Annotated in this window: 20 protein-coding genes; 8 read left to right on the plus strand and 12 right to left on the minus strand. The window is 45.5% G+C overall.

All coding sequences use genetic code 11. From position 1 onward, the window contains the following. Nucleotides 1-111: 111 nt before the first annotated feature. The 3 genes from MASE_RS15970 to MASE_RS15980 form a co-directional block, all read right to left on the minus strand. On the minus strand, nucleotides 112-600 hold the full coding sequence (locus tag MASE_RS15970; protein WP_014950753.1) for a YgjV family protein: 489 nt from the start codon (nucleotides 598-600) through the stop codon (nucleotides 112-114). A 13-nt stretch (nucleotides 601-613) separates the two neighbouring features. After that, nucleotides 614-1432: a tRNA1(Val) (adenine(37)-N6)-methyltransferase gene (locus tag MASE_RS15975; protein ID WP_014950754.1), complete on the minus strand. Its 819-nt coding sequence runs from the start codon at nucleotides 1430-1432 to the stop codon at nucleotides 614-616. 140 nt (nucleotides 1433-1572) lie between these two features. Beyond that, nucleotides 1573-2196 (minus strand): NAD(P)H-binding protein, encoded by a 624-nt coding sequence (locus MASE_RS15980; RefSeq protein WP_014950755.1) that lies wholly within the window; start codon nucleotides 2194-2196, stop codon nucleotides 1573-1575. Nucleotides 2197-2266: 70 nt separating this feature from the next. Between MASE_RS15980 and MASE_RS15985 the strand changes: the two genes are divergently transcribed. Next, nucleotides 2267-4480, plus strand: a complete 2214-nt coding sequence (locus MASE_RS15985) for a S9 family peptidase (RefSeq protein ID WP_014950756.1) — start codon at nucleotides 2267-2269, stop codon at nucleotides 4478-4480. Between the two features lie 243 nt (nucleotides 4481-4723). Here MASE_RS15985 and MASE_RS15990 read toward each other — a convergent pair whose 3' ends face one another. Next, a complete protein-coding gene (locus MASE_RS15990) occupies nucleotides 4724-5098 on the minus strand; it encodes a PH domain-containing protein (RefSeq protein ID WP_014950757.1) in 375 nt (124 codons plus the stop codon). Between the two features lie 11 nt (nucleotides 5099-5109). Continuing rightward, nucleotides 5110-8088: a putative bifunctional diguanylate cyclase/phosphodiesterase gene (locus MASE_RS15995; RefSeq protein ID WP_014950758.1), complete on the minus strand. Its 2979-nt coding sequence runs from the start codon at nucleotides 8086-8088 to the stop codon at nucleotides 5110-5112. Between the two features lie 194 nt (nucleotides 8089-8282). On the opposite strand from MASE_RS15995, the gene MASE_RS16000 reads away from it, so the two are divergent. The 4 genes from MASE_RS16000 (at nucleotide 8283) to MASE_RS16015 (ending at nucleotide 13174) form a co-directional block, all read left to right on the plus strand. Next, the gene (locus tag MASE_RS16000) at nucleotides 8283-9323 is read left to right on the plus strand and encodes a serine/threonine dehydratase (protein ID WP_014950759.1); all 1041 of its coding nucleotides are present in this window, start codon (nucleotides 8283-8285) and stop codon (nucleotides 9321-9323) included. Nucleotides 9324-9419: 96 nt separating this feature from the next. Next, nucleotides 9420-11120, plus strand: a complete 1701-nt coding sequence (locus tag MASE_RS16005) for an amidohydrolase (protein WP_014950760.1) — start codon at nucleotides 9420-9422, stop codon at nucleotides 11118-11120. After that, nucleotides 11117-12529, plus strand: a complete 1413-nt coding sequence (locus MASE_RS16010; RefSeq protein WP_014950761.1) for an APC family permease — start codon at nucleotides 11117-11119, stop codon at nucleotides 12527-12529. Before MASE_RS16005 ends, MASE_RS16010 begins: the two co-directional genes overlap by 4 nt. A 3-nt stretch (nucleotides 12530-12532) precedes the next feature. Then, the gene (locus MASE_RS16015; protein ID WP_014950762.1) at nucleotides 12533-13174 is read left to right on the plus strand and encodes an MBL fold metallo-hydrolase; all 642 of its coding nucleotides are present in this window, start codon (nucleotides 12533-12535) and stop codon (nucleotides 13172-13174) included. A 121-nt stretch (nucleotides 13175-13295) separates the two neighbouring features. On the opposite strand, the gene MASE_RS16020 is transcribed toward MASE_RS16015, so the two are convergent. Continuing rightward, entirely contained in the window at nucleotides 13296-13811 is a 516-nt protein-coding gene (locus tag MASE_RS16020) for a lactoylglutathione lyase family protein (RefSeq protein WP_014950763.1), read from the minus strand. Between the two features lie 167 nt (nucleotides 13812-13978). On the opposite strand from MASE_RS16020, the gene MASE_RS16025 reads away from it, so the two are divergent. Next, nucleotides 13979-15001, plus strand: coding sequence for a LysR family transcriptional regulator (locus MASE_RS16025; protein WP_014950764.1), 1023 nt, complete (start codon nucleotides 13979-13981; stop codon nucleotides 14999-15001). A 99-nt stretch (nucleotides 15002-15100) separates the two neighbouring features. Here the strand turns inward: MASE_RS16025 and MASE_RS16030 are convergent, their stop codons facing one another. Continuing rightward, nucleotides 15101-15934: a class II glutamine amidotransferase gene (locus MASE_RS16030; RefSeq protein WP_014950765.1), complete on the minus strand. Its 834-nt coding sequence runs from the start codon at nucleotides 15932-15934 to the stop codon at nucleotides 15101-15103. 435 nt (nucleotides 15935-16369) lie between these two features. Here MASE_RS16030 and MASE_RS16035 point away from each other — a divergent pair, with 435 nt between their 5' ends. After that, nucleotides 16370-17230: a hypothetical protein gene (locus tag MASE_RS16035; RefSeq protein ID WP_231506574.1), complete on the plus strand. Its 861-nt coding sequence runs from the start codon at nucleotides 16370-16372 to the stop codon at nucleotides 17228-17230. Nucleotides 17231-17284: 54 nt separating this feature from the next. Here the strand turns inward: MASE_RS16035 and MASE_RS16040 are convergent, their stop codons facing one another. From MASE_RS16040 to MASE_RS16055, 4 genes are all read right to left on the minus strand, one after another. Then, nucleotides 17285-18346 carry a hypothetical protein gene (locus MASE_RS16040; RefSeq protein WP_014950767.1) on the minus strand — a complete coding sequence of 354 codons (1062 nt, stop codon included), beginning with the start codon at nucleotides 18344-18346 and terminating at the stop codon, nucleotides 17285-17287. A gap of 174 nt (nucleotides 18347-18520) precedes the next feature. Beyond that, the gene (gene yiaA, locus MASE_RS16045) at nucleotides 18521-18991 is read right to left on the minus strand and encodes an inner membrane protein YiaA (RefSeq protein ID WP_014950768.1); all 471 of its coding nucleotides are present in this window, start codon (nucleotides 18989-18991) and stop codon (nucleotides 18521-18523) included. After that, nucleotides 18975-19811: a DUF2145 domain-containing protein gene (locus MASE_RS16050; protein WP_014950769.1), complete on the minus strand. Its 837-nt coding sequence runs from the start codon at nucleotides 19809-19811 to the stop codon at nucleotides 18975-18977. The genes yiaA and MASE_RS16050 overlap by 17 nt, the downstream gene beginning before the upstream one ends. Nucleotides 19812-19964: 153 nt before the next feature. Then, nucleotides 19965-20372: a hypothetical protein gene (locus tag MASE_RS16055; protein WP_014950770.1), complete on the minus strand. Its 408-nt coding sequence runs from the start codon at nucleotides 20370-20372 to the stop codon at nucleotides 19965-19967. A 131-nt stretch (nucleotides 20373-20503) separates the two neighbouring features. Here MASE_RS16055 and MASE_RS16060 point away from each other — a divergent pair, with 131 nt between their 5' ends. Further along, nucleotides 20504-21238: a helix-turn-helix domain-containing protein gene (locus tag MASE_RS16060; RefSeq protein ID WP_014950771.1), complete on the plus strand. Its 735-nt coding sequence runs from the start codon at nucleotides 20504-20506 to the stop codon at nucleotides 21236-21238. A gap of 128 nt (nucleotides 21239-21366) precedes the next feature. Here MASE_RS16060 and MASE_RS16065 read toward each other — a convergent pair whose 3' ends face one another. Beyond that, nucleotides 21367-22869, minus strand: coding sequence for an NCS1 family nucleobase:cation symporter-1 (locus tag MASE_RS16065; RefSeq protein WP_014950772.1), 1503 nt, complete (start codon nucleotides 22867-22869; stop codon nucleotides 21367-21369). Between the last annotated feature and the right edge of the window lie 274 nt (nucleotides 22870-23143).

Here is a 23143-nt window from a genome sequence, read left to right on the forward strand (position 1 = left end):
ATGAAAAGCCATATAGCAGGTAGCGTAAGTCGCAGAAAAGCAGCCCGACTAAACGGGATTAAAAGTGGGCAAATTAGACTAATTGATAAGGTGAGTTTTATTGCTAAAGCGTTAGGGCTTGCGCAGCTTACTTAAAATACTGATCAAGTTACTTACATTGAATACCGTTCCAAAAATACTGCCTACGGAAATGGCATATAACAGCCCCAAAGTTTCAGCAACAAGAAAAACCTTTCTAATAGTGTGCGTATTGCGGATAACCAAAGATCCCACTGTAAAAATAAGTGACGACGCATAGGCAATGAAGATTATCCAGCTGTGCTCTAGCACAAACCACTCGTAAGCGAGGAAGCCTAGATTCACCGCAACAAAGAAAAATAAAATGGCATTGCTTCTATGTTTAATGGCAATAAAGTTACGAACGCTGGCAAGCAGTGTTCCAATGCCTGCGGCCATGGCATCTAGCATAAAAAAATGCACGCTAAGTGCACTTAAGGCAAACGCAGAAATAAGCAAATACTTGTCTACGTTCGTTTGGCGATACCCAATAAAATTTAAAACAACGGCTATTGCGCCAAAGCTTTCTGCAACTATGTTCATTGATATAAGCTCATTAAAATTTAAGGTAGAAAGGCTGACAAAGGGCTTTGTATTCACTGGTATATTCGCCCTTTTGATCCCTAATTATCAGCTCATTTTTGATTGCATTTTTCGCTGTTAAGCTCGGCCATTCCCGATGTGCAGTAACGTTTTTAAGATTATCACTTGCGCCCTCCATTACTTTCTTAAAGTGGAACGCGCAAAGATAAGGCGATTTGTTAGATGTATGCTTTACATAAAGAATATCTGCCAGCGATAGGCCATAACCTTCAGCCGTTTCGATAACCGAGGCTTCCATCGACGCTGGGTACACACAGTACATTTGCCCTTGTTCTATTAACAACGTGCTGCTTGCACTAAAAAGTTCATCTGGGCCCAATGCAGACGTTTGCCTTGCCACCGAGCGAGATTGGCTTTGCTTGCTGTACGCATTTGAAAGTGTAGCTGGCGTGTCAAAGTAAGGCGGATTAGAAATCACTAGGTCATACAAGTGGGGTGAGGTGTAGCCAGTTACATCACAGCAGTAAATAAACAGCTGTTTGGCCCATTTTGCATTTTCAAAGTTGGTAGCGGCCTGCGCTGCGGCTTGCTCATCTATTTCTATCGCGTCAATTCTGGCTGCGCCATTATCGAACGAGCTGATGTCAATTGAACTGCTTTGAACGCTCTGCTCTTCACCGTTCGGATTGCAAAAGTGCGCTGCTTTTTGGGCCATCATCAACGCTAAAATGCCACTTCCGGTGCCGATATCCAAGATACGTGGAGCATGGCTGAGGTTTGCACGAAACTGTGCCCAACTTCCTAAAATCAGACTGTCGGTGTTCACTTTCATCGCGCATTTGTCCTGTGCTACGGTGAATTGTTTACAGCGGAACATAAGGAAGTCGTATTACCTAGTGCGTTAAAAGGCGCGCATTCTATATCAAGTCGGGTTGTGCTTCACGTTAAGGTTGTGACATTTACTGTGAGCGCTTATTTCCAGCGCTGCAGCGACATCATATTTCTGGCCACATCAACGGCATGAACGGGTCGGTATTTCTTTAACGGGCCTTTCATTATGCTTTGCCATATGGGCGCCGTTTTCTGCGCTATATCTTCTAGCGTCCGCGACTCGTCGCGATTGCCCAACAATAACGAAGGGCGTACGGCAGAGGCATGGGGTAACTGAGGCATTCGCATAATCGCGTTTTCTAGCTCGCCTTTTACTCGTAAATAAAAGTTACTGCTTTTAGCATCAGCGCCTACCGATGATATCCATACAAAGCTGTCCGCGCGCTGAGCTCGGGTAAGCTGCGCAGCAACGTGAACATACTCAAAATCAACGCGGCGAAAGGCTTGTTTAGACCCGGCCTTTTTAAGCGTGGTACCCAAGCAGCAATAAACATGATTTACGCTAAAGTAGCCTTGATAGTCCTGTAGATTGTCGAAGTCGATAACCACGGGCTTTAGGCGATTGTGAGGGTCGTTAAACATACTGGAGGAGAGCGGTTTTCTGACTAAGCAGGTTACTTCATTGTACCGTCTATCCTGTAACAGCATATTTACAAGCGTTCGTCCCACTAAACCTGTCGCTCCTAGCACCATTGCGGATTTCATATGTCGCACCTTGTATCATAAATTGATATAACTACAATCAAACCTTCGACAGTCAAATATGCAGATAAAAATGAAAAAAGCCCTTTTAATTGGAGCCGCTATGCTCTCTACTGCTTTAAACGCTGAAACGCTCACAATTGAGCGTATTTTCTCTTCTCCTTCACTCGATGGCAACGCACCCCGTTCGTTAAAAGTATCACCTGACGGTCAACGGGTAACATTTCTTAAAGGTAAGCAAACCGACTACGAGCGCCTAGATCTATGGGAATACCATATTGAAAGTGGCCAAACTCGCATGCTTTTCGACTCAAACGACCTACAAAGCGGCGAAGAAGTGCTTTCTGATGAAGAGAAAGCGCGACGCGAGCGTATGCGTTTATCTGGCAGCGGTATTGTAAGCTACCAGTGGTCGGACGATGGTAAAGCATTACTTTTCCCATTAGGTGGCGATGTGTTTTATCACAAGCTGGGCGAAAAAGGGGCGAAGCAACTTTTAGATACTGACGCTTTTGAAACTGATATTAAATTATCACCAAAAGGTAACTACATTTCCTTCATTCGCGACCAGAACCTTTATGTAAAACACATTGAATCAGGTAAAGAAACGGCAATTACCAAAGAAGGTGGCGACAACATTAAATTTGGTATGGCCGAATTTGTGGCGCAAGAAGAAATGGGCCGTATGACCGGATACTGGTGGTCGCCAGATGAAACTAAAATTGCTTTTACCAAAGTTGATGAAAGCCCAGTAGATGTTATCACGCGTTCTGAAATCTATGCTGACGACATCAAACTTATCGAACAGAAATACCCGAAAGCGGGCACGCCAAACGTCTTGGTGGAACTTGCTATTCAAGACATCAACTCTGGCGATCGCACTTGGGTGGATTTAGGTGAAGATAAAGACATTTATTTTGCTCGCGGTAAGTGGATGCCAAACAACACCACCTTCACCTACCAATGGCAGACACGGGATCAGCAAACGTTAGAGCTGCGTGCGTTCGACCTTAACAGCAAGAAAGAAAACGTATTGCTTACCGAAACGAGCGATACCTGGGTAAACCTGCACAACGACCTTTACTTCCTAAAAGACAAAGGACAATTTATTTGGGCGTCTGAGCGCGACGGTTTTAAACACCTTTACCTATTTAACAACAGCGGCAAGCTGGTTAAGCAATTAACCAAAGGTGATTGGGTTGTAGACAGTGTTGAAGCTATTGATACAGCGAACAACCGTTTGTACTTCTCTGGCCGCAAAGACACCCCACTAGAAAGCCATGTTTACAGCGTGCCTTTAGATGGCGGCGAGATTTCGCGTATCACTGAACTAGGCGCGTATCACAGCGCGGCATTTAGCAAAGATGCCTCTATCTTTATTGACCGTTTCTCAACGATTAACTCTCCTGCACAAGTTAGCCTAAATAGTGCTACCGGCGAGCGAATTACCTGGCTTGAAGAAAATAAAGTTGAAGAAGGCCACCCTCTGCACGCTTACATGGATAGCTGGACGGCACCTGAGTTTGGTGACATCACCACAAAGGATGGCGCAACCCTTAAATATCGAATTTACACGCCTGATAGTGCCAAGCAAAACCCTAAACAGAAGCACCCTGTTATTGTTTACCTTTACGGCGGCCCGCACGCACAAGTGGTAACAAACAGCTGGGCGGGTAACCGTGGCTTGCTATTCCAACACTGGGTTGATCAAGGCTATGTGGTATTTACGCTAGATAACCGCGGCTCTAACTATCGCGGTAAAGGCTTTGAAGATCCTATTTATAAAAAAATGGGCTTTATTGAAGTGGACGATCAGGTTGCAGGCGTAGAGTTCTTGCGTACGCTTGACTACGTTGACGCTGAGCGTATTGGTGTTCATGGCCACAGCTATGGCGGCTACATGACGCTAATGACCATGTTCAAAGCGGGCGATTACTTCGCAGCGGGCGTGTCAGGTGCGCCGGTGACCGACTGGCGCCTATACGATACCCACTACACTGAACGCTACATGGGCAACCCAAATACAGATGATGATGCTTACACTGCGTCTTCAGTATTCCCTTACGCAAAAGATCTGAAGGGCGACCTTTTGATTTACCACGGCATGGCAGATGACAACGTGTTGTTTACCCATTCAACAATGCTCTACAAGCACCTTCAAGACTTGGCAATTCCATTTGAAACTATGGATTACCCGGGCAAGAAGCACAGCATCCGTGGTAAGCAAACGGGCATTCACTTATATAAAACTATTACTAACTTCTTTAACCGTAACTTGAAAGACTAATACGGTTAGAGCCTGGAGCATGTTTATCTCTCCTGTACATCCAAGCTCAACAAGCCCTAGAAAGTAGTAAAAAGCAAAAAGCGATGCTTATGAAGGCATCGCTTTTTTGTTTGGTCAGTTTAATTAACGCTTATTTTGTACATGTTTGCGTTGTAGCGCTTTCTGCACTTGCAGGGTGATTAGACTTTCTTTACTTGCTACTTGCTACTTCAAAGCATCTATCAAGTACTACAAATGCAGAAACTAGCTAAACATCTGGGTTGCTAGGTTTTGCTGTACCGCCTGAGCAGACGATGCACTTAGTTCAATCTCAATAGGATCGGCTTTGCCCGACAGCCAAATTTTAAGCTCGGCGTCAGTATCAAAATGCCCTGCCGTCTCAACGATAAACTGCGTGATAGATTTATAAGGTATTGAATGATAGTTCACTTTGCGCCCGGTAAGGCCTTGCTTATCAATAAGGATTAGGCGCTTGTTTGTGAATACGCTCAAATCGCGCACTAGCTTAAACGCAGAGGTAACGGTTTCGTTAGCAGCAAGTATAGGCGTAAGCTCTTCTTGAACATCTGAAGCGCTAGTCTCGCTTGCATTACCCATGATGGTATCAAATAAACCCATGACATTTCCTTTTAGGCAGAGGCAAGTTTAACTCGCCATTGAACTCTATGCGCCAGTGGCTTGGGTTTATCCAAAGCAAAGCCTTGACCGAAATCTACTTTAAGCTCTCGTAAAACCTCGGCGGTCGCGTTATCGACCACAAACTCGGCCACAGTCTGTTTACCCATACTGTGCGCGATATTATTTATCGCAGTTACTGTAGCATGATCGATAGGATCGTGAACGATATTTCGCACAAAGGAGCCGTCGATCTTAACGTAATCAACATCTAGGTTTTTCAGGTAGGTGAACGAGGACATACCTGCACCAAAGTCGTCTAAGGCAAAGCTACACCCCAAATCGCGTAGCGTAGAAATGAAATGTTTAGCAGCGCTTAAGTTAGTTACCGCTGTTGTTTCTGTAATCTCAAAACAAATTTTCTCAGCAGGTACAGAAGTACTTTGCATACGCTTGGCAATCTTATGCAGCGCCATTTCATCACCTAGTGTAATACCCGATAAATTAATCGCGACTTTGCCCACGGTATCGATATGAGCAGGATTACGTTCAAGGGTTTTAAGGGTGTTCTCTACCACCCACATATCCACTTTGTTCATTAAACCGTGACGTTCTGCCAACGGGATGAAAAGCCCCGGGCTTATAAGGCCACTGTCTTTTGCATGTAGACGAAGCAAAATCTCGTAATGCTGAAGTTGGGCGGCCTTTTCTTGATTGGGCACGTTAAGCGGCATGATAGCTTGGCTATACAACTCAAACCCGTCGTTTTGTAATGCGTGATGCAAGGCATGTAACACCTGATTTTCACTGTCATCAATGGCCATTTGCGAGTCATTATCATGAAACACAAAGTAACGGTTTCGACCCAAGTGTTTGGCTTTGTAACACGCGTTGTCAGCAGCTTTAATTAACGCTTCTGCACTTTGTGTACTCTCGTTTATTTCGATAACGCCAATGCTTGCCCCCACAAAGAACAACTTGTCGTCATAAACAAAACGATAATTTGAAATCGCCAATAAAAGCTTGTCTAGGCGCTTGGTCACCTCATCCAAACTTTGATTGCGAAATATAATGCAGAACTCGTCTCCCCCTATTCGGGCAAGCAGATCTTGCCCATTCACGTATTGCCTAAATATGGTAGAGATTTCTTTTAGCAGCTTATCGCCGGCTGGATGACCACAGCTGTCGTTTACTAACTTGAATCGATCCATATCGATAAAGCACATCACGCTTTGCTTGTGGTAAGCGCGAGGCGAATTGATACTCGCCACTTTTTCAAAATCAATGTGGTTTAAAGCCTTGCTCTCGCCCTGCTGACCAGCCGCTTTATGCGTTTCATCAAGGATCGCTCGCAGTTTCTCATCAAATGCATAGCGATTAAACAGCCCGGTTAACTGGTCATGGTTAGCTTGAAAATACACTTCTTCCTGCAGCGCCAGCTCTTTGGTTACATCACGTGCTATGCCTTCAACGGCAACCAGTAGCCCTTGCTCGTCGACAATGGGCGTGTCTGAAAATTCAATCGCTAACGGCTCGCCGACCTTTCCTTGATAATGCACAATATAAGGCTCGGGCTTTTCGCCACGGGCAATGGTTTGACGTATCTCAAACGTCTCGTCCGGTACTTGGCGAACGTACTTCGACTCGTTTGCACAGAAGTCTTCTGCGCTAAACCCTAAAATCTTTTCAATACCCGCGCTCACATACATAAAGTTGTGCTCGATGGTCTTGGTGTAAACAAAGTGGCGGTGCATGCCGTCAACTAAGCGGCGATACTTTTCTTCGCTACGCTTTAAATCGTGCTGGGCGCGAAAACGTTCGGTCACGTCCCTTACGGTTACCGCAATATTGTCACCGGCTTTTACCACCTGAACTTTTATCCATTGAGGCACAATCTTATCGCTATGAATGGCAAGGTGAGCTTCATAAGGCACGCCAAGTTCAGCCACGTTTTTGGCGTTTTTAAATTCACTGCTTAAACCTAAATAACGCGTTTGCTCGGCTAAGCTCATAGACCGCAATACATCGCATGCACCGCGAAATAGGTAGCGACTGTATGAGTTTGCTTCTACTAGAGAAAAGTCGTCATCTGTTGGCTGATAAATAAGAAGCGCATCAAGGGAGGCTTCGCTAGCGGTGAGGTAACGCTGCTGACTTAAAGACAAATTAACCGCACCTTTGAGCTGCTTGTGCAGCACATAGCTCACTAGCGCTGACATCAACAGTCCAATCATAATAATTAACAAGCCAGCGTTATATGGGCTTAGCTGAGACTGCATGGAAAGGTAAAAATCGCGTTCTAAAAAACTGAACGGCAAAAGCGACACAATGGTGCCATCGTTGACTAACTCACCGCTTTGAAAAAGCGTTGCACTGCCGGCGTTTAGCTGAAAGTTAAACTGTGGGCCTACTAACTCGCCTAACATCACGGTTAATATGGTTTGTACGTCAAACCCCGCCACCAGAAATCCGTGCTCAGGCTCTTGAGGGCTTATGGCCCTGCCCACAACGATAAAGTGATGTTGAGCGGCATCTGAATACAAAAGCGTGCTTTCCAAATCCTCGGACAAACGCGATATGCTGATTCCCAACGCATCCATAGGATGGCCAATGAGGCTGTTGTCTATACGGGTTTTAATACCGGAAGATGGTGTTGCCACCCACGCTATCTCACCGCTCGCATCGACAAATACCAACGATGAAAAGCCTCGCTGCATGCCCATCAATGACAGGGCTTGCGCATTAAACCAGTCTACTTGGTTTGGCTCAAAGGTGGGCCAGTTTCGCATTAGGTTGTGCAGCGCTTGAATACGTTCGCTTGAGAAAACTTCAAGACTAATTTTTACCTGCTCGGCAACCGACTGCGCTTTAGAAATACGTGCTGCGCGTTCATCGTTTTGAATAAAAACACCAGCAGAAACAAATAAAAAGGTGAGAAAAAGAAACAAAACCGTAGGTAAGGCGTAAATACGATGGTTGTGTTTGCTTAACATGTGCCTGTCTCCGGTAACTAGCGCCGATATACTAAAGTAGAATTATTAAATAAATATGAATTGTCTTATGTGGTATAGGCTCTGGCGTTATCTAATAGTATCTGGCACTGTAAGGCTTCCGATTTCCTTTTAGTGCGTAAAGGCCCTTGTCGGCGCTACCCCATAAAAAACCAAAATGAAAAGAGCGTTACTTAATGAGTATTTCCCCAAATTTCGAAGACATTAAACAAGCCTATGAACGTATAAAAGGCGACGTAAAGAAAACGCCGATTGTTGAATCTTCGTTGCTCAACAAATGGATGGGCAACCGCATTCTGTTTAAAGCGGAGTGCTTACAGACCATCGGGGCATTCAAAATTCGCGGGGCTATGAATTTTTTAGCCCGCTTGAAAGAGGAAGGTCGTTTACCGAAGCATGTGGTCGCCAATAGTTCTGGAAATCATGCTCAGGCAGTAGCCTATGCAGCGTCTCACTTTGGTATTAAGGCCACTATTTTTGCGAGCGAGACCATTTCGCCGATTAAAGCTGCCGCTACGCAAAGCTATGGTGCTGAATTAAAACTATTTCCTACCCGTCCAGAAGCAGATGCGGCTGTCGAGCAAGCGTCAAAAGCACCAGACACGGTCTGGATACCGCCGTTTAACCACAAAGATATTGTGGCAGGACAAGGCACGGCAACGTTAGAAGCGCTTAACGAAATTGGTGAGGTGGATGCTGTCTTTGCGCCGTGTGGTGGCGGAGGGTTATTGTCGGGCTCATTACTGGCAACTCGCGCACTACAGCCAAATGCATTGGTCATTGGCGCTGAGCCCGCCGAAGCGAATGATGCCTCTATGTCTTTGCAAGCTGGTGAGATCATTGCTTTAGACTATGCTCCAAATACCTTGGCAGACGGTGCTGCCACGCCTTCTGTTGGCGATGTAACGTTTCCTATACTGCAAGAAATAGATGATTTCTACGAAGTGGATGAGCTGCAAATTGCTTATTGGACCCAATGGCTACATCATTTACTAAAGCTTCATATTGAGCCCACGTGCGCGATGACCATGGCTGCAGTAGCGGCTTGGGCTGCCAACACTCCACCTGGGCAAACCGCTCTTGTTATATTGAGTGGTGGCAACATTAGCCAGTCGAGTATGGCTAAGATTTGGGAGAGAGATTTTTTGCTGCAGCCTCCCATTCTTGACCTTGATGACGAAGACGAATTTGAAGACACCGAGCGTGTCGAGGCATAGCGTTGCGTTAGTGCGCAGCTATTGAAACTCGAGCAGCTCGGTATAAAAACTAAAAAACAAAGAATAAAACAGAAATAAAAAAGGCAGAAACTCACTATGAACTCTACATTGTCGGCACTGACATTTAAAAAGCACTCGCTTTCAAAGTTACTAACCGCAATCTTTATAACGGCGGCAACGTTAGGCGCTATAACCACCACGCTTACGGTAGATGCTGCAACGCTTGTTGAGAACGTAAAAGGCTATACGTTAAATGAAAGTGGCAAACTCATTACGTTTAAAAACCTTGTCATTGATGAAGGCAAAGTGGTTGCATTAGATATCGACAAAGGCACCACGCCTGTCGACAGCACCATTGATGGCAAAGGCAAAGTTATGCTGCCCGGGCTTATCGACGCTCACGGGCATTTACTAGGCTTAGGCGCAAACTTGTTGGAAGTCGATTTGCGAGAAAGTAGCAGTGCACAAGACGCGGCCAAGACAGTTGCCGAATACGCCTTTGCAAATGGACAACAAGCTTGGATTACCGGGCGCGGTTGGAACCAGGAATTGTGGTCTGACAGAGCGTTTCCAACAGCGGCTGATCTAGATAAAGTCATTTCTGACCGACCTGTGGCACTAGCTCGCGTAGACAGCCACGCTACCTGGGTGAACAGTAAAGCGATGGAAATTGCGGGTATAACTAAAAACACCCCATCGCCTGCAGGGGGCGAAATCATTAAAGACGCCGACGGTAATCCTACCGGTGTTTTTATTGATAATGCATCGCAACTAATTGAAGCGCATTTGCCTAAAGCAAGCAACGCTATTTACGAGCAGCAATTACATGCAGCAGGTGAGCACTTACTAGCAAATGGTGTTACGTCAATGCACGATGCTGGCATAGACAGAGACGTTTACGATTTCTATTTAAAAGAAGCGGTAGAAGGTGACTTGCCTGTGCGTATTTATGCCATGGTGAGTGCGACAGACCCTGACCTCAGCACCATTCTAGGCAACGGCACCATTCGCGACAAAGACGATTTCTTATATATTCGTTCGGTTAAAGCCTATGGCGATGGCGCATTAGGTAGCCGAGGCGCTGCATTGCTTGAACCTTATTCAGATGCGCCGCATCAACATGGTTTACTGTTAACTCAACCAGAAGACATGACCCAACTGTTTACCACAGTTATCGGTGCAGGCTTTCAGCTTAACTACCATGCTATTGGCGATAAAGCTAACCATGTTGCACTGAACGAGTTTGAAGCAACGTTTAAGAGTATTGGCGGCAGTGAACTGCGAAACCGCATTGAGCATGCACAGGTGATTGCGCCAGATGACCTAGCTCGCTTTGCTTCGCTAAAGGTTTTACCTTCCATGCAGCCAACTCATGCCACCAGCGATAAAAACATGGCGGAAGATCGCCTAGGCAAAGATCGTATGAAAGGCGCTTACGCATGGAAAACACTTCTCGATTCGGGTATTGCACTGCCTTTAGGCTCTGATTTCCCCGTTGAGCTTGCTAACCCGTTTTACGGCCTTCACGCTGCGGTTACGCGCCAAGACAGAAACAATCAGCCCGTAAAAGGCTGGTATGCCCACGAAGCGTTAACCATTGAACAAGCCTTCAAAGGGTTTACGTTAGATGCAGCCTATTCAGGGCACATGGAAGATACCTTAGGCACACTAACGCCTGGGAAATGGGCAGACTTTATCTTGGTAGACCAAGATATTTTTACCATTGATGCCAAAGACATTTGGAAAACCGAAGTACACGCTACTTATGTGGCTGGAGAAGAAGTTTTTTCTAAATGAGCAGTGAGAGCAAGAGCCTGTTAACCAAAGGGATTGGCGGCATTGGCGCTGCCCTCTTGGTGTTGAATGGCCTTATTGGGGCGGGCATTTTCGCTCTGCCCGCTAAAATGGCCGCTGAGCTTGGCGCTTTCAGCCCTTACATCTTTTTGATTTTTGGCGCACTTATGCTGGCCATAGTGTGGTGTTTTGGGCAGCTAGCGGCGCTGTACCAAGAGACCGGTGGACCTGTGGTGTACGCCCAGAAAGGCTTTGGCGACGCAGCGGCGTTTCAAACTGGCTTTATTTACTACTTGGCTCGCGCAACGGCGATTGCCGCCAACATGCACGTGTTATTGCTATACGCCGGCTATGTGTGGCCCGAACTGAATGCGGGAATAGGCAAATCATTCGCTATTATCGCGCTTACCACAGCACTAATCATAGTGAATATTGTCGGCCTTAAGGCCGCCATGCGTTCACTTGATGCTATCTCGGTGCTAAAACTGCTGCCTTTCGTGGCGCTTATTGCGGTTGGTTACTGGCAGCTCGATTTTTCTACTGCGTTAGTGCGTTCTTCGGAAACCGTTGTGCCTGCATTTGACACCATCTCTGCTGGTGCCCTACTTACGCTTTACGCTTTTATTGGTTTTGAAACGGTAGTGGTCACGAGCGGCGAGACCAGTTCGCCGAAAAAGACCATACCTCGGGCTTTAATGCTTACAGTTTCAGGTATCGCCATATTTTACTTTTGCGTGCAGTGGCTTTATTGGCACACCGTGGGGCCTGCAAAACCTGATAGCGCACCGCTAATTGCACTCGCCAATATGATATTTGGCGAAACCGGGGCCCTCATAATGACGCTTACCGCCGTAGTGTCGGTTGCCGGTAACTTGTTAGCGAATATGATATCTACGTCTCGACTTACGTTCTCTATGGCCCAGCAGTCACTTATTCCAGGTAAACTGGGACAGAAGTTAGGTGAGATTCACACATCCTTTGCTACCCCAGCAGTTTCCATATCAATACTGGGAATATTTGCCGGTACTATGGCGCTGAGCGGCAGCTTTGTGTGGTTAGCTATTTCAAGCGTGCTTGCCCGGCTTGTGGTTTACGCCGTGTGTGTAGTGGTGTTGATGAAAGCACAGCGGGCTTCATTGCAAGGTGCTACCTTGCAGAGCGCTTCTTCACAAAGCAGCATGCAGCAAGATAATTCTGAGAATGACGCTTATTTTAACGGCTCTGCAGGCGCATTTGCCAGCCCTGTAAACCTGTTTCGACGTCTGATACCCTTTGTCGCACTAGCGGTTTGCGCATGGTCTATTGCACAGTCGTCAACCAACGCGTGGCTATTTTTACTGGGTGAATTAGTGGTTGGCGCACTGCTTTACTTTTTTTATTTCGCTCCAAGCAACAAAGAATCAAAAGGTTAAACCGTGGAAATTCAAGTTATACCCGTTACGCCCTTTGCCCAAAACTGTTCATTAATTTGGGATTCATCCACTAACAAAGGCGCGTTTGTCGACCCAGGTGGCGACGTTGAAACGTTAATTGAAGCTGCTACAAATAAAGGCGTGAGTATAGAGAAAATTATACTCACACATGGGCACTTAGATCATGTAGGTGGTACCGTCGCCATCGCAGAACATTACGGTGTCCCCATTGTAGGGCCGCATATTGGCGATAAATTCTGGTTAGATGCGCTTATGCAGCAAAGCCAGATGTTTGGCTTTCCACCCGCCCAGCCTTTTGCTCCCAACGAGTGGTTAAACGACAACGATACCATTTCAGTGGGCAATTTAACGCTAGAAGTGCTGCATTGCCCGGGTCATACACCTGGTCATGTGGTGCTGGTAGAACGCTCAAGTAATCGCGTTATTGTGGGTGATGTAATTTTCGCAGGCTCTATTGGCAGAACTGATTTCCCACAAGGTAATCATCAGCAATTAATCGACTCGATTAAACAGAAAATTATGGTGCTGCCGGATAATATGACGATTTACCCGGGTCATGGGCCAACCACTACGGTTGCAACCGAAAAGGCCACGAATCCTTATGTGTCTGGCAGGTTCGGTTAGCCTAATTAAAAATAAAAAGGCGAGGTACGTTTAATTGCTATTAACGCCCTCGCCTTCCTGTTAATTAACGCCCGCTACATACAAGCATGAAGCGATAATTAACAGACCTTACAAACAATGCTTATTCGTAAGCGCCGCTTGCATAATGCAACTCATAGCTGTGGCTATAAATTTCAAGGATGTTGCCAAACGGGTCTTCCATGTAAATCATGCGGTAAGGCTTTTCACCCGGATAGTAATAACGCGGCGCCTTCATTCGCTTTTTACCACCAGCAGCGACAATCTTCTCAGCCAAGCCTTCTACATCTGGGTCTTGAACACAGAAATGGAAGATACCGGTTTTCCAATATTCAAAGTTGTTTTCTGGGTTCTCTTGGTTGCTGAACTCAAAGATTTCAACGCCGACACGATCCCCTGTTGATAGATGCGCAATGCGGAATTTTCCCCAACCTGGACCAAATACATCGGTACACATTTCGCCAATCGCCGAGTCATCTTCAACAATCTCTGTTGGCTTCATGATGAGGTACCAGCCAAGTACTTCGGTATAAAATTTCACGGCAGCTTCTAAGTCAGGTACTGAAATTCCAATATGAGAAAACGTACGTGGATATGGTGTTTTTACTGCTTCAGTCATCACTTACTCCTATGTAGTGCAAGTTATCGAAATGGCTTAAGCGGCCGCCTCTTCAAGAAGGCCAACTCGAACACCGCTTAAGTGAATGTGCATACATAGTAGCTAGACAAAGATGAAACATGAAATTATGATATTTTCTAAATTTAATAAATTTTAATTATACCCAAATGATAAACCCTATTTGGCTAGACACCTTTATCACGTTAGTAGAAACGGGGAATTTTACGCGCACCGCAGAGCAACGGTTTATGACGCAGCCGGGCGTAAGTCAGCACCTTAAGAAACTGGAAGAGGCATGTCAGTGTGAACTAGTCATCCGTTTAGGCAAGGGGATTCAGCTAACTGAACAGGGCCAGCGTGTGTACCACTATGCCAAGGAGCAGCAGGAAAAAGAGCAAGATTTTATTGCCAGCTTAAAGTTTGACGCCCCTTTTGAAGGTAAGTGTGTAGTGGCCTGCTCGGGTGCGATTGCTCAGCGTATTTACCCTGCTCTGCTGGCACTGCAAAAACAGCATAGCGCGCTTAATATTCACGTGGAAGTCGCACCTCGTCGTACTATTTTGTCAGGCATTGCGAACAATACGCTGGAGCTTGGCATTGTGACAAACCAGCCAGAGAGCGAAGATATACATAGTGAGTATTTAGGCGAAGAAGCATTGGGGCTTATTCTACCGCGTAGCCTACCTGACGCGCTTGCTGCGCAGGTTCCTGGGTTATCTGAAAACGCGCAGGGTTTTATTTCGGGTTCGGGTTCGGGTTCGGGTTCGGGTTCGGTAGCAAAAGTAGCAAGCGTATCTGGAAAAGCAAAGAGTAAAACTGATGATGGTAGAATAATAGAAGCCGTCATCAAGCATCTAGGGCTTATTAATCACCCTGATGCCATGCACTACTTGCAGCGCTATTTTAACGATTGCGGAGAAGCTGAGTTAGCTAACGTTAATCCAAATAAGCTGACTCATACCGGCTACATCAACCAACTTTCGCAAATTCTACTGCCGGTAAGCGAAGGGTTGGGTTACACCGTGCTGCCCACCAGCACACTAGACTTTGTGTCTTTTGCCGACAAACTTACCGTCTACAAAGCTAAAAATGAAGTAACCGAGCCCCTATACAGTGTTCAAACACCCCACAGCGCTCTACCCGCCCGCTACCAAGTAGTGAAACAAGCCATCACCCAAGTATTGGGTTAAAAATGGGGTCAGAGTACATTATTACGCTGGGTTACTAACTCAGCACCGAGCTTTTTGAGAGCGGGGCCATTTAAGTTACTCTGACCCCATAGTTCGTGATTAGTCGTGAAGCGATGGATCTGGTGCAACCATATCGGCTTCTTTTTTGTGTTCAGGGACATCCACTTTACCCGAGGCTATGACTTCGCCTTCCTGCCATAGCTTCCACTCACCCCGTTCGTAGATATCCCATTGCTCGTCGTTGGTTAGCGGTTCGGTAGCAATAATACTCACCACATCTTTTGGCGTGGTTTCAGCTGCAAAATCAATTTCCACCTCTACATCACTTAAACAAGCGGGGCCGAAAGGCGCTCTGCGGGTAATGCTAGCTAACTTTGTACTACAGAAGGTAAATAGCCAGTCGCCATTGCTCAGCAAGCAATTGAATACACCTTGCTGAGCGTACTCCTTTGCAAGTGAAACTAACGTTTCAGCTAACTGCTCAGGCATAGCGTCTCGGGGGAGATTTTGCCTAACATTATTCATAATATCGCAGAAAAGCTCTTCGCTATCGGTATCCCCAACTGCTTCGTAAACACCCGTCCGGCGCGAGAAATTAGGTAGTTGTCCGTTGTGCGCAAACACCCAGTATCGCCCCCACAGTTCGCGAGTAAAGGGATGCGTGTTAGCTAAGTTAATGTTACCCACATTAGCCTGACGAATATGGCAAATCGCATTCTTGCTTTTTATAGGCAACTTCGAAACAAAGTCTGCGATGGGTGATGTGGCGCAAGGCTCGGGATCGTGAAACATACGCACGCCCTTCCCTTCATAAAAAGCAACGCCCCAGCCGTCTTTATGCGGCCCTGTTTCACCACCGCGGCGAGTCAGCCCGGTAAAACTAAAACATAGGTCAGTAGGAGTGTTCGCACTCATGCCTAAAAGTTCACACACAACGTTTGTCACCTATAGCAGTTATTTCATTAAGTATGTCGAGAATACGCAAGCACTCGAGCCGAATCAATTCGACATTGGTCCGTAATAAAGGAGAAGCGGCAGACTTTACAACTCATTCACCTTTTTAAAGCCAATGACCTTCATACCACTTTATTTTAATTGAATTACGTAAAAACGTCCGTTTTATGTTTACCTCCCCTTTCATTTACAATAAATAATAATGATAATCAATTACAAACAAACTATTCTTTCATATATATGATGCGCTACCACTCTTTCTCGATTTATTCGCTTTTCGTCATTGTTATGTGTTCGGTGTTATTACCTTACACTTCTTTTGCTAACGAGGTTTCGCCTTCAACTCATATCGCTAATTCTGGGAACAACAAGGTAAATCAAACCTTTAAGCATTTATTAAGCGAACATCAAATCGTGGCAATTGGTGATATACACGGCTCCGCAGCACCGACAGAGCTCTTAATCAACGCTCTGTCTGATCGTGATATCTTTGAGAGTGTCGACGTTATTGTGACTGAGTTCGGTAATAGCCATTACCAGCCCGAGTTGGATGATTATCTGCTTAACCCCAATACAAAGGTTTCACTGCAAGAGTTAGAGCCTTTGTGGCAGGACAGTATTTATTTCATGGCGTGGCAATATAAGCATTACCGACATTTTGTGCAGAAACTAAGGTTACTCAATGCATCGTCAAACCATAAAGTGCGCATAGCTCTAGCTGAACCAGAGTTTAAATGGGAAGGATTGAGCAAAGAGCAATGGCAGTCTCTCACCAAAACACGCATTGTTAACTATGAAAAAACTGTGAAGCAGATAGCTGAACAAAACGATAAAGCGATTCTTCTGTTTGGCGCAATGCATACATTAAAGCAGCCTGTATCGTTAAAGCGGGGAGAAGCGCTCAATGAGTTTGTGCCCTTTATTTTTAAACTTAAGGACCTAAATATTGCGACAGTATGGACCCACTTTTCCACATCGACAATACCCGATATTTCTACTCCTACGCTTGTTTTGCTTAACGAAAAGAGTGAATTGAACTCCCCTTTATCCAGCATTTCAGCACGATTTGCAGACGGCACGAATCAAAAGCTTTCAGACGTTGCTGACGCATACTATTACCCGGGTCCTTTGAACCGTCATGCGCCAGTACCTTCACATATTAAACAAAACAGCCAATGGCACCACGAAATGAATCGGCGCGCCGCAATAGTTGACGAACGAGTCTCAGCACAAATCGCTAAGCAATTAGCTGAATGGCAAGCCGAAACCGACTAGCATTTTGAGATCATGGGGTCAGAGTACTTTTTTAGTAATGTACTCTGACCCCATTTATTCGGCGTGTTGTTGGGGCTGACAAATCCCACGCAATGCTGACGGGTCGTCGACACTGAGATAAAGTGTGTCCATCGGCTCAATAAAAGTCGCTAAACCCGAGTAATATTTTTGTTCTGACACAAAGGTAAGCTTAACGTTTGCGTTGCCTCTACCGAAATGGAACTGTTCTTGTGTTGAAGCTGCTGTCCAACTGCCTGTTTCTACTTGTTTAATATTGGAAAGTGAAATAACAGTCATTCCCCACCACGAATTATTCACCATAAGCTTATCTTTTGTAAGGTAAACAGAGTAATGCTTGCTGACTCTGTAGTTAGCAATAAACATCACTATGAGATAAAAAACCAAGGTTGCCACCACAATGGCAACCGTTTCACTCCAAAGTGCTATGGCGAGATAACTTGCATACGTCGCAACTACAAGCACTACACAAACCAGTGACACATGCCACCACTGTGCGGACCATAAATGCAGATTGGCTATGGCGGGAACATGGTTTCTACTAAAACGAGGTATGGCGTAGTACCAACTGGCGGGCTCATGAGCAAACATAAGTGCCAACTCTAACTTCTTTGCTTCTTTCGACCCTTTTTCATAAATGTTATCGCCTTCATATTGTTCCAGCATATGAATTCGCGGATCGCCAGAGAGCTTTCGAGCCCCCCACAACGCTTTAACTATCGTTACCAGAAGGAGAATTTCTATCACCATCAATACGGCAATAATCGGATATTTAAGATAGGTAATGAATTCAAAGTAATAGGCTAACTTCTCTGGATAGTTATAGCGTGCGACCAAACTACTTAAAGAAAAAACTAGCAATAATTTCCACAGAGCCTGATTGCCAATTTGAATAATCCAGAAATAGTAAAGTGCAGGCAAAAAGACAAAATATGCCAACGTAACAAGCAAGGTATTTCGCCACTGTGCGTTAGCCCAAATACTTTCAAAGGAGAGGATTATGTCAGGAAGTGTTTCAGGTAAAAATAACGTTCCTACATAAAAGCAGGCAGCAGCAACTATTAGAAAAGCTATTCGGTATTTAACGGGTTTGCGCATAATTCATCCCTGATGCGTTAAACAAGCTGGCTGAATGCTTTACCAGCGATACTACCAACCATACTGAAAATGCGCCGAAACCAAAAGCGTAAATCGTAAAACTAATGGGGTCAGAGTACATTACTTATAAATGTACCCCGACCCCATTAATTTAATGTACTCTGACCCCATTTTTTAAGCGGCTTTCACTTTGGGAGAGTCTTCGTGCTCAGTAGCGCTGCTTTGAGTATCGCTTTTTGTGTTGCGTGACTCGTCGGTAGTTTGGCTATCGCGTACGTTCTTCTGCACCGTAATAGCGGCAAAGAGGCTTAGAGTGAAGGCCATGCCGAAGAAGCCTTTTTCACTTAATAAAAGCTCAGCATTTAATAAGCCAACCACTAACAATACGATGGCTGATGCAGTAGCTGCAGCTGATGCAAGGAAATACGCTTTGGTAGTTGGCACACCTTCCATTTTATCGCGTACCGTTTTTTGTAAGCTCACTACAGAAAACAAGCCGAATAACATAATAGTGAAGTAATAACCTTTTTCATTAAGCGCCATTGGGGCATTGTAAAGGCCGATAAAATAAGCGCCTACACCCACAATTAGGGCTGCCAGTGATGCTATTCGAAACGCTTTCGTTGGTTTATTCTGAGTCTGCATTGTTAAATTCCTCGATAATAGTTGTCTCACCGTTGCTCGCAAAAATAACTGCCTTTTCCGATAAATCGTATTTCTGCATGTAACGAGCAAGGCTTCCAAATGTAGTTGTTTCCACCTTACGACCGTGATCGGACAGCGTCACTCCGTCGCTGAACATACTCGCCAAGCCTAGTTTGGCGCTGCTCATGTTTACTTTTTGCGGCGTAAAATATGCCTTTGCATTAGCTTTTAGCTGGGCTATATCTGTGGTGGAGTACACCGCAGCATTCAGTACATCTAGTGTGTACTCGGTACAGTTTTGTCGTTCACTATTGAATGGGTTAGCAACTACTGAATAGCGTGGGTTATGCAACAATTTTGCTCTATCTTCGCTGTACATGCTTATAAGCGCTTGCTGCACGGCAACCGGTGGGATAATGAGGCCAGCCTCGAGCGCATAAGCACTCCAGAAAAAATCTACCGGATAATCTGTAACTAAATGACTCACGTCTTGTTCATCAGCATCTTGATACAAATTATGGATTGCATAGCCTTTGGCTGTCTCACCATTATCTAGCTGAATGCTTGAATAGATAGCAATAGCAGTGTGCGTGAAGCGAATGCCCTCCGGCATGTCTTCAATCGGTCTGCCTCGCCTTGCAATAATGAAGGCACGAGCTCCTTGGCTTGCCGCATACTTTTCTACTTCTTTAGAAAAAATGGCAATGGCTTCTGGTGAAAACGAAGGTTTTCCGTGCTGCTGACTACCTGCCAAAGCGTGATTAGCGTTAGCAGTAAGTAGTACCAAAGCCACAGCTATTGAATACAAAAATGTTTTCATACTCTTCCCTGCTTAAATTCTCTCGACTTGCACTGAATAAGAGCCACCTAAAGCGCTAGATGCACAACACTTCGCTGTAGCAGTTTTTTAACAAGCTACAGCTACTTTTTTAGCTTCCAGTCGCGCTTCAAAGTTCGAGCAATTAATTTACCGTTAGCGTTTAGTTGTGGTAGTGGTAGTAGTCGTTGTTGTGTTAGTGGTTGCAACGACTTTGTTTGGCGCAGGGTCTGCAGTAATGATCGTTTCGGTAACCACTAACGGCTGGTTATTATTAACGGAGGACTGATGGCTAGCTCCGTGAATACTGCGGCTACTCTCGTCAATCACACTTTCAGCAACTGCGCTACCTGCCACTACAGCACTGCCGGTTAGTATCACCGGAACAGCAACTACTGCACTCGCTACTGACGCCGTCGTTGCTAGGCCTTCAGATGCAGCAAGCGCGCTATGTTTACTGGCTTTGCCACTGTGGTCGATGGAATCATCTGCCATTACAGAATGGGTAAGAAGCGCACTACTTAATAGTGCAGTTAACATCAATGTTGAACGCGAATTTTTCATATCACTTGCTCCTAGTATGTAAAGGCGAGATGTGCCTGAACATGTTCTACACTAGAACCAAGAATAAATTTCGTAAACCGCAATCGCTGATGTAGTATTAAATTACACCACAAGTATAAATATTTAATACCATGAGCCAAATTAACCTTGTTTACGACACGCTTAAACAATGTTTACGAGAGCAGCGATTTACCTACAAACAGATCGCACAGAAACTGAACGTAAGCGAGGCCAGCGTAAAACGAAATTTCTCTTTACAGGCTTTTAGCCTCGATAAACTGGAACAGATTTGTGAATGTCTAAATTTGTCATTAAGCGACCTTTTTAGCCTGTCGCAAAAGCAGCAGGAAAAAATATCACAGCTGTCTGAGAAGCAAGAAATGGAGCTACTTGCCAATCCCAAACTACTGCTCGCAGCAGTTTGCGTGCGCGATGGCTGGCGATTCTCGGAAATCATCAAGCACTACGATATTTCTGAGGTAGAGGGCATCAAGCTAATGACAACCTTAGATAAACTTAAGCTTATAGAGCTGTTACCGAACAACCGCTACAAGCTGCTCATTGCGCAAAACTTTCGCTGGATCCCTGGTGGTCCGCTAGAAAAATTTATGGAGCAGGAAGTAATGGTGAAGTTTATGGCACCAAAGAAGAACGAGCCATGGATGTTTCGTTTCTATTTACGCGGCCGCTATTCTCAGACCTCGGTTTCCATTATTCAGCGCCGTCTTGAACAACTGCGACAAGAAGCAGCAAAACTCAGCAGTGAAGATAATGCCCTACCAATTGAAGAACGCCAGCACATTGGTCTTTTAATGGCGATGCGGCCTTGGGAACCCTCGCTTTTTGAAAATATGAAGCGAAAATAACCCTGTCGAAGTATATTTGGGGGGTCGGAGTACATTTTGTAGAAAAGTACTCCGACCCCATTAGTCTACTACACAGAAAATTACTCTGACCCCGTTAGTTTACTACTCAGAAATGTACTCTGACCCCATTATTGGGAGGCGCTTTTTGCCTGCATGGTGACGGGTGCTCTGTTGGAGAGCAGCAGATAAACCATGCTGGCGATGATTAACCCTACAAACCATGCGTAGGCGTAAAGCGTATCGAAAACGGCTGGCACGCTTTCTACAAACCCTGCCGCGTGCATAAAGCCAGGAATATTAGGCAAAATACCAATAACAAGCGCAGTCACCCCCGCCATGTTCCAACCGTTGTTCGCGCCATATTCGCCAGCGTGTTGAAATAGCGCATCTATGTTTAAGGTCGATTTTCTTAAGATAAAATAGTCGGCAATTAGAATACCCGCGATAGGGCCAAGTAGCGCAGAATATCCCGTAAGCCACGTAAATAAATAGCCACCCGCGGTTTCAAGCAGCTTCCAGGGGAAAATAGCGACGCCGATACCAGCGGTTATATAGCCGCCCATTTTGAAGCTTATTTTCGAAGGCGCCATATTCGAAAAGCCATAAGCTGGGGCTACCATGTTAGCGGCTAGATTTGTGGTTAACGTTGCGAGTGCTAATGCAGCAAGTGCCAGCACTACACCCATGCCTCCCATTCGACCGGCTAGTGCAACAGGGTCCCATATGGCCTCACCATAAATGGTGACCGTTGCTGACGTTACCGCTACACCGATAAAGGCAAACAGCGCCATGGGTAACGGCAAGCCAATAGCTTGGCCTAACATTTGGTCTTTTTGTGATTTTGCAAAACGCGTGAAATCGGGAATGTTCAACGCCATGGTTGCCCAGAAGCCCACCATAGAGGTTAAGCCCGCGAAGAAGGCTGTCCAAAACTGCCCTTCTTTGGCTCCACCTTCAACAAACTGAGACGGCGTTGACAACATTTCGCCAAACCCACCAGCATTAACGTATGCCCAACCAAGAAGCGCTAAGCCCATTAAGATCAAAAATGGTGCAGCAAAAGTTTCAAGCCAACGAATAGATTCGGTACCGTGTTTTATAAAAACCAAGTGCATCGCCCAGAAAGCGAAGAAGCACAGAGTTTGTGTGATATCGATACCTAAAAATGGTAGTGCCTGCCCCACAAATGCGTCGCCGCTCACGCTATTTAAAATAACGTAAATAGCACTGCCGCCAACCCATGTGTTAATTCCAAACCAGCCACATGCAACAAGCCCACGGGCCAAAGCAGGAATTTTCGCGCCTTTGGTGCCAAATGCGCTACGTAATAATACGGGAAAAGGTAAGCCGTATTTTGCACCTGCATGACCAATTAGCATCATAGGTACAAGCACGATGATGTTGCCCAACAGTACGGTGATAACCGCTTGATACCAATTCATGCCTTCTGATACCAGGCCGGCAGATAAGAGGTAAGTAGGTACACAAACCACCATCGCAACCCATAATGCCGCATAGTCTTTCCACACCCAGGTTCTGGTTTCCGCGTTGGTTGGCGCTAAATCTTCATTCCATAAATCGCCATCGTAATGGGAAGGTTTTGTCATGGTCTGATTGTTGGTGTTATCCACGATCTATTTCCTTATTGGGTTTGCTATTACTTGTTGCTTCTTTTTACACAGCGTCATGCTCGGCAAAGCGGTAGGTTAAAAAATGCATCAGCGCTCTCAACGGCGTAACGATTAGATTAGAGGCTCGCTGCTAACCTTTATTGGGGCCTGCTGATCTTTGGTGTACAACAAAGGTCAAAAGGCCTTGGCAAAAAAGAAAAGCAAAAATACTGCCGCTTCGCGCGCTTTGTTAACGCAAAACCTAAATACCGTTTTGCTACGTCGGTATTTAGGT

The sequence above is a fragment of the Alteromonas macleodii ATCC 27126 genome, assembly GCF_000172635.2.
GTDB classification, from domain to species: Bacteria; Pseudomonadota; Gammaproteobacteria; order Enterobacterales; family Alteromonadaceae; genus Alteromonas; species Alteromonas macleodii.

Excerpts from the sequence above, each read along its gene's own strand:
- MASE_RS15970 (WP_014950753.1), bottom strand. The coding sequence starts at position 600 with ATGAACATAGTTGCAGAAAGCTTTGGCGCAATAGCCGTTGTTTTAAAT.
- MASE_RS15975 (WP_014950754.1), bottom strand. The coding sequence starts at position 1,432 with ATGAAAGTGAACACCGACAGTCTGATTTTAGGAAGTTGGGCACAGTTT.
- MASE_RS15980 (WP_014950755.1), bottom strand. The coding sequence starts at position 2,196 with ATGAAATCCGCAATGGTGCTAGGAGCGACAGGTTTAGTGGGACGAACG.
- MASE_RS15985 (WP_014950756.1), top strand. The coding sequence starts at position 2,267 with ATGAAAAAAGCCCTTTTAATTGGAGCCGCTATGCTCTCTACTGCTTTA.
- MASE_RS15990 (WP_014950757.1), bottom strand. The coding sequence starts at position 5,098 with ATGGGTTTATTTGATACCATCATGGGTAATGCAAGCGAGACTAGCGCT.
- MASE_RS15995 (WP_014950758.1), bottom strand. The coding sequence starts at position 8,088 with ATGTTAAGCAAACACAACCATCGTATTTACGCCTTACCTACGGTTTTG.
- MASE_RS16000 (WP_014950759.1), top strand. The coding sequence starts at position 8,283 with ATGAGTATTTCCCCAAATTTCGAAGACATTAAACAAGCCTATGAACGT.
- MASE_RS16005 (WP_014950760.1), top strand. The coding sequence starts at position 9,420 with ATGAACTCTACATTGTCGGCACTGACATTTAAAAAGCACTCGCTTTCA.
- MASE_RS16010 (WP_014950761.1), top strand. The coding sequence starts at position 11,117 with ATGAGCAGTGAGAGCAAGAGCCTGTTAACCAAAGGGATTGGCGGCATT.
- MASE_RS16020 (WP_014950763.1), bottom strand. The coding sequence starts at position 13,811 with ATGACTGAAGCAGTAAAAACACCATATCCACGTACGTTTTCTCATATT.
- MASE_RS16025 (WP_014950764.1), top strand. The coding sequence starts at position 13,979 with ATGATAAACCCTATTTGGCTAGACACCTTTATCACGTTAGTAGAAACG.
- MASE_RS16040 (WP_014950767.1), bottom strand. The coding sequence starts at position 18,346 with ATGCGCAAACCCGTTAAATACCGAATAGCTTTTCTAATAGTTGCTGCT.
- yiaA (WP_014950768.1), bottom strand. The coding sequence starts at position 18,991 with ATGCAGACTCAGAATAAACCAACGAAAGCGTTTCGAATAGCATCACTG.
- MASE_RS16050 (WP_014950769.1), bottom strand. The coding sequence starts at position 19,811 with ATGAAAACATTTTTGTATTCAATAGCTGTGGCTTTGGTACTACTTACT.
- MASE_RS16055 (WP_014950770.1), bottom strand. The coding sequence starts at position 20,372 with ATGAAAAATTCGCGTTCAACATTGATGTTAACTGCACTATTAAGTAGT.
- MASE_RS16060 (WP_014950771.1), top strand. The coding sequence starts at position 20,504 with ATGAGCCAAATTAACCTTGTTTACGACACGCTTAAACAATGTTTACGA.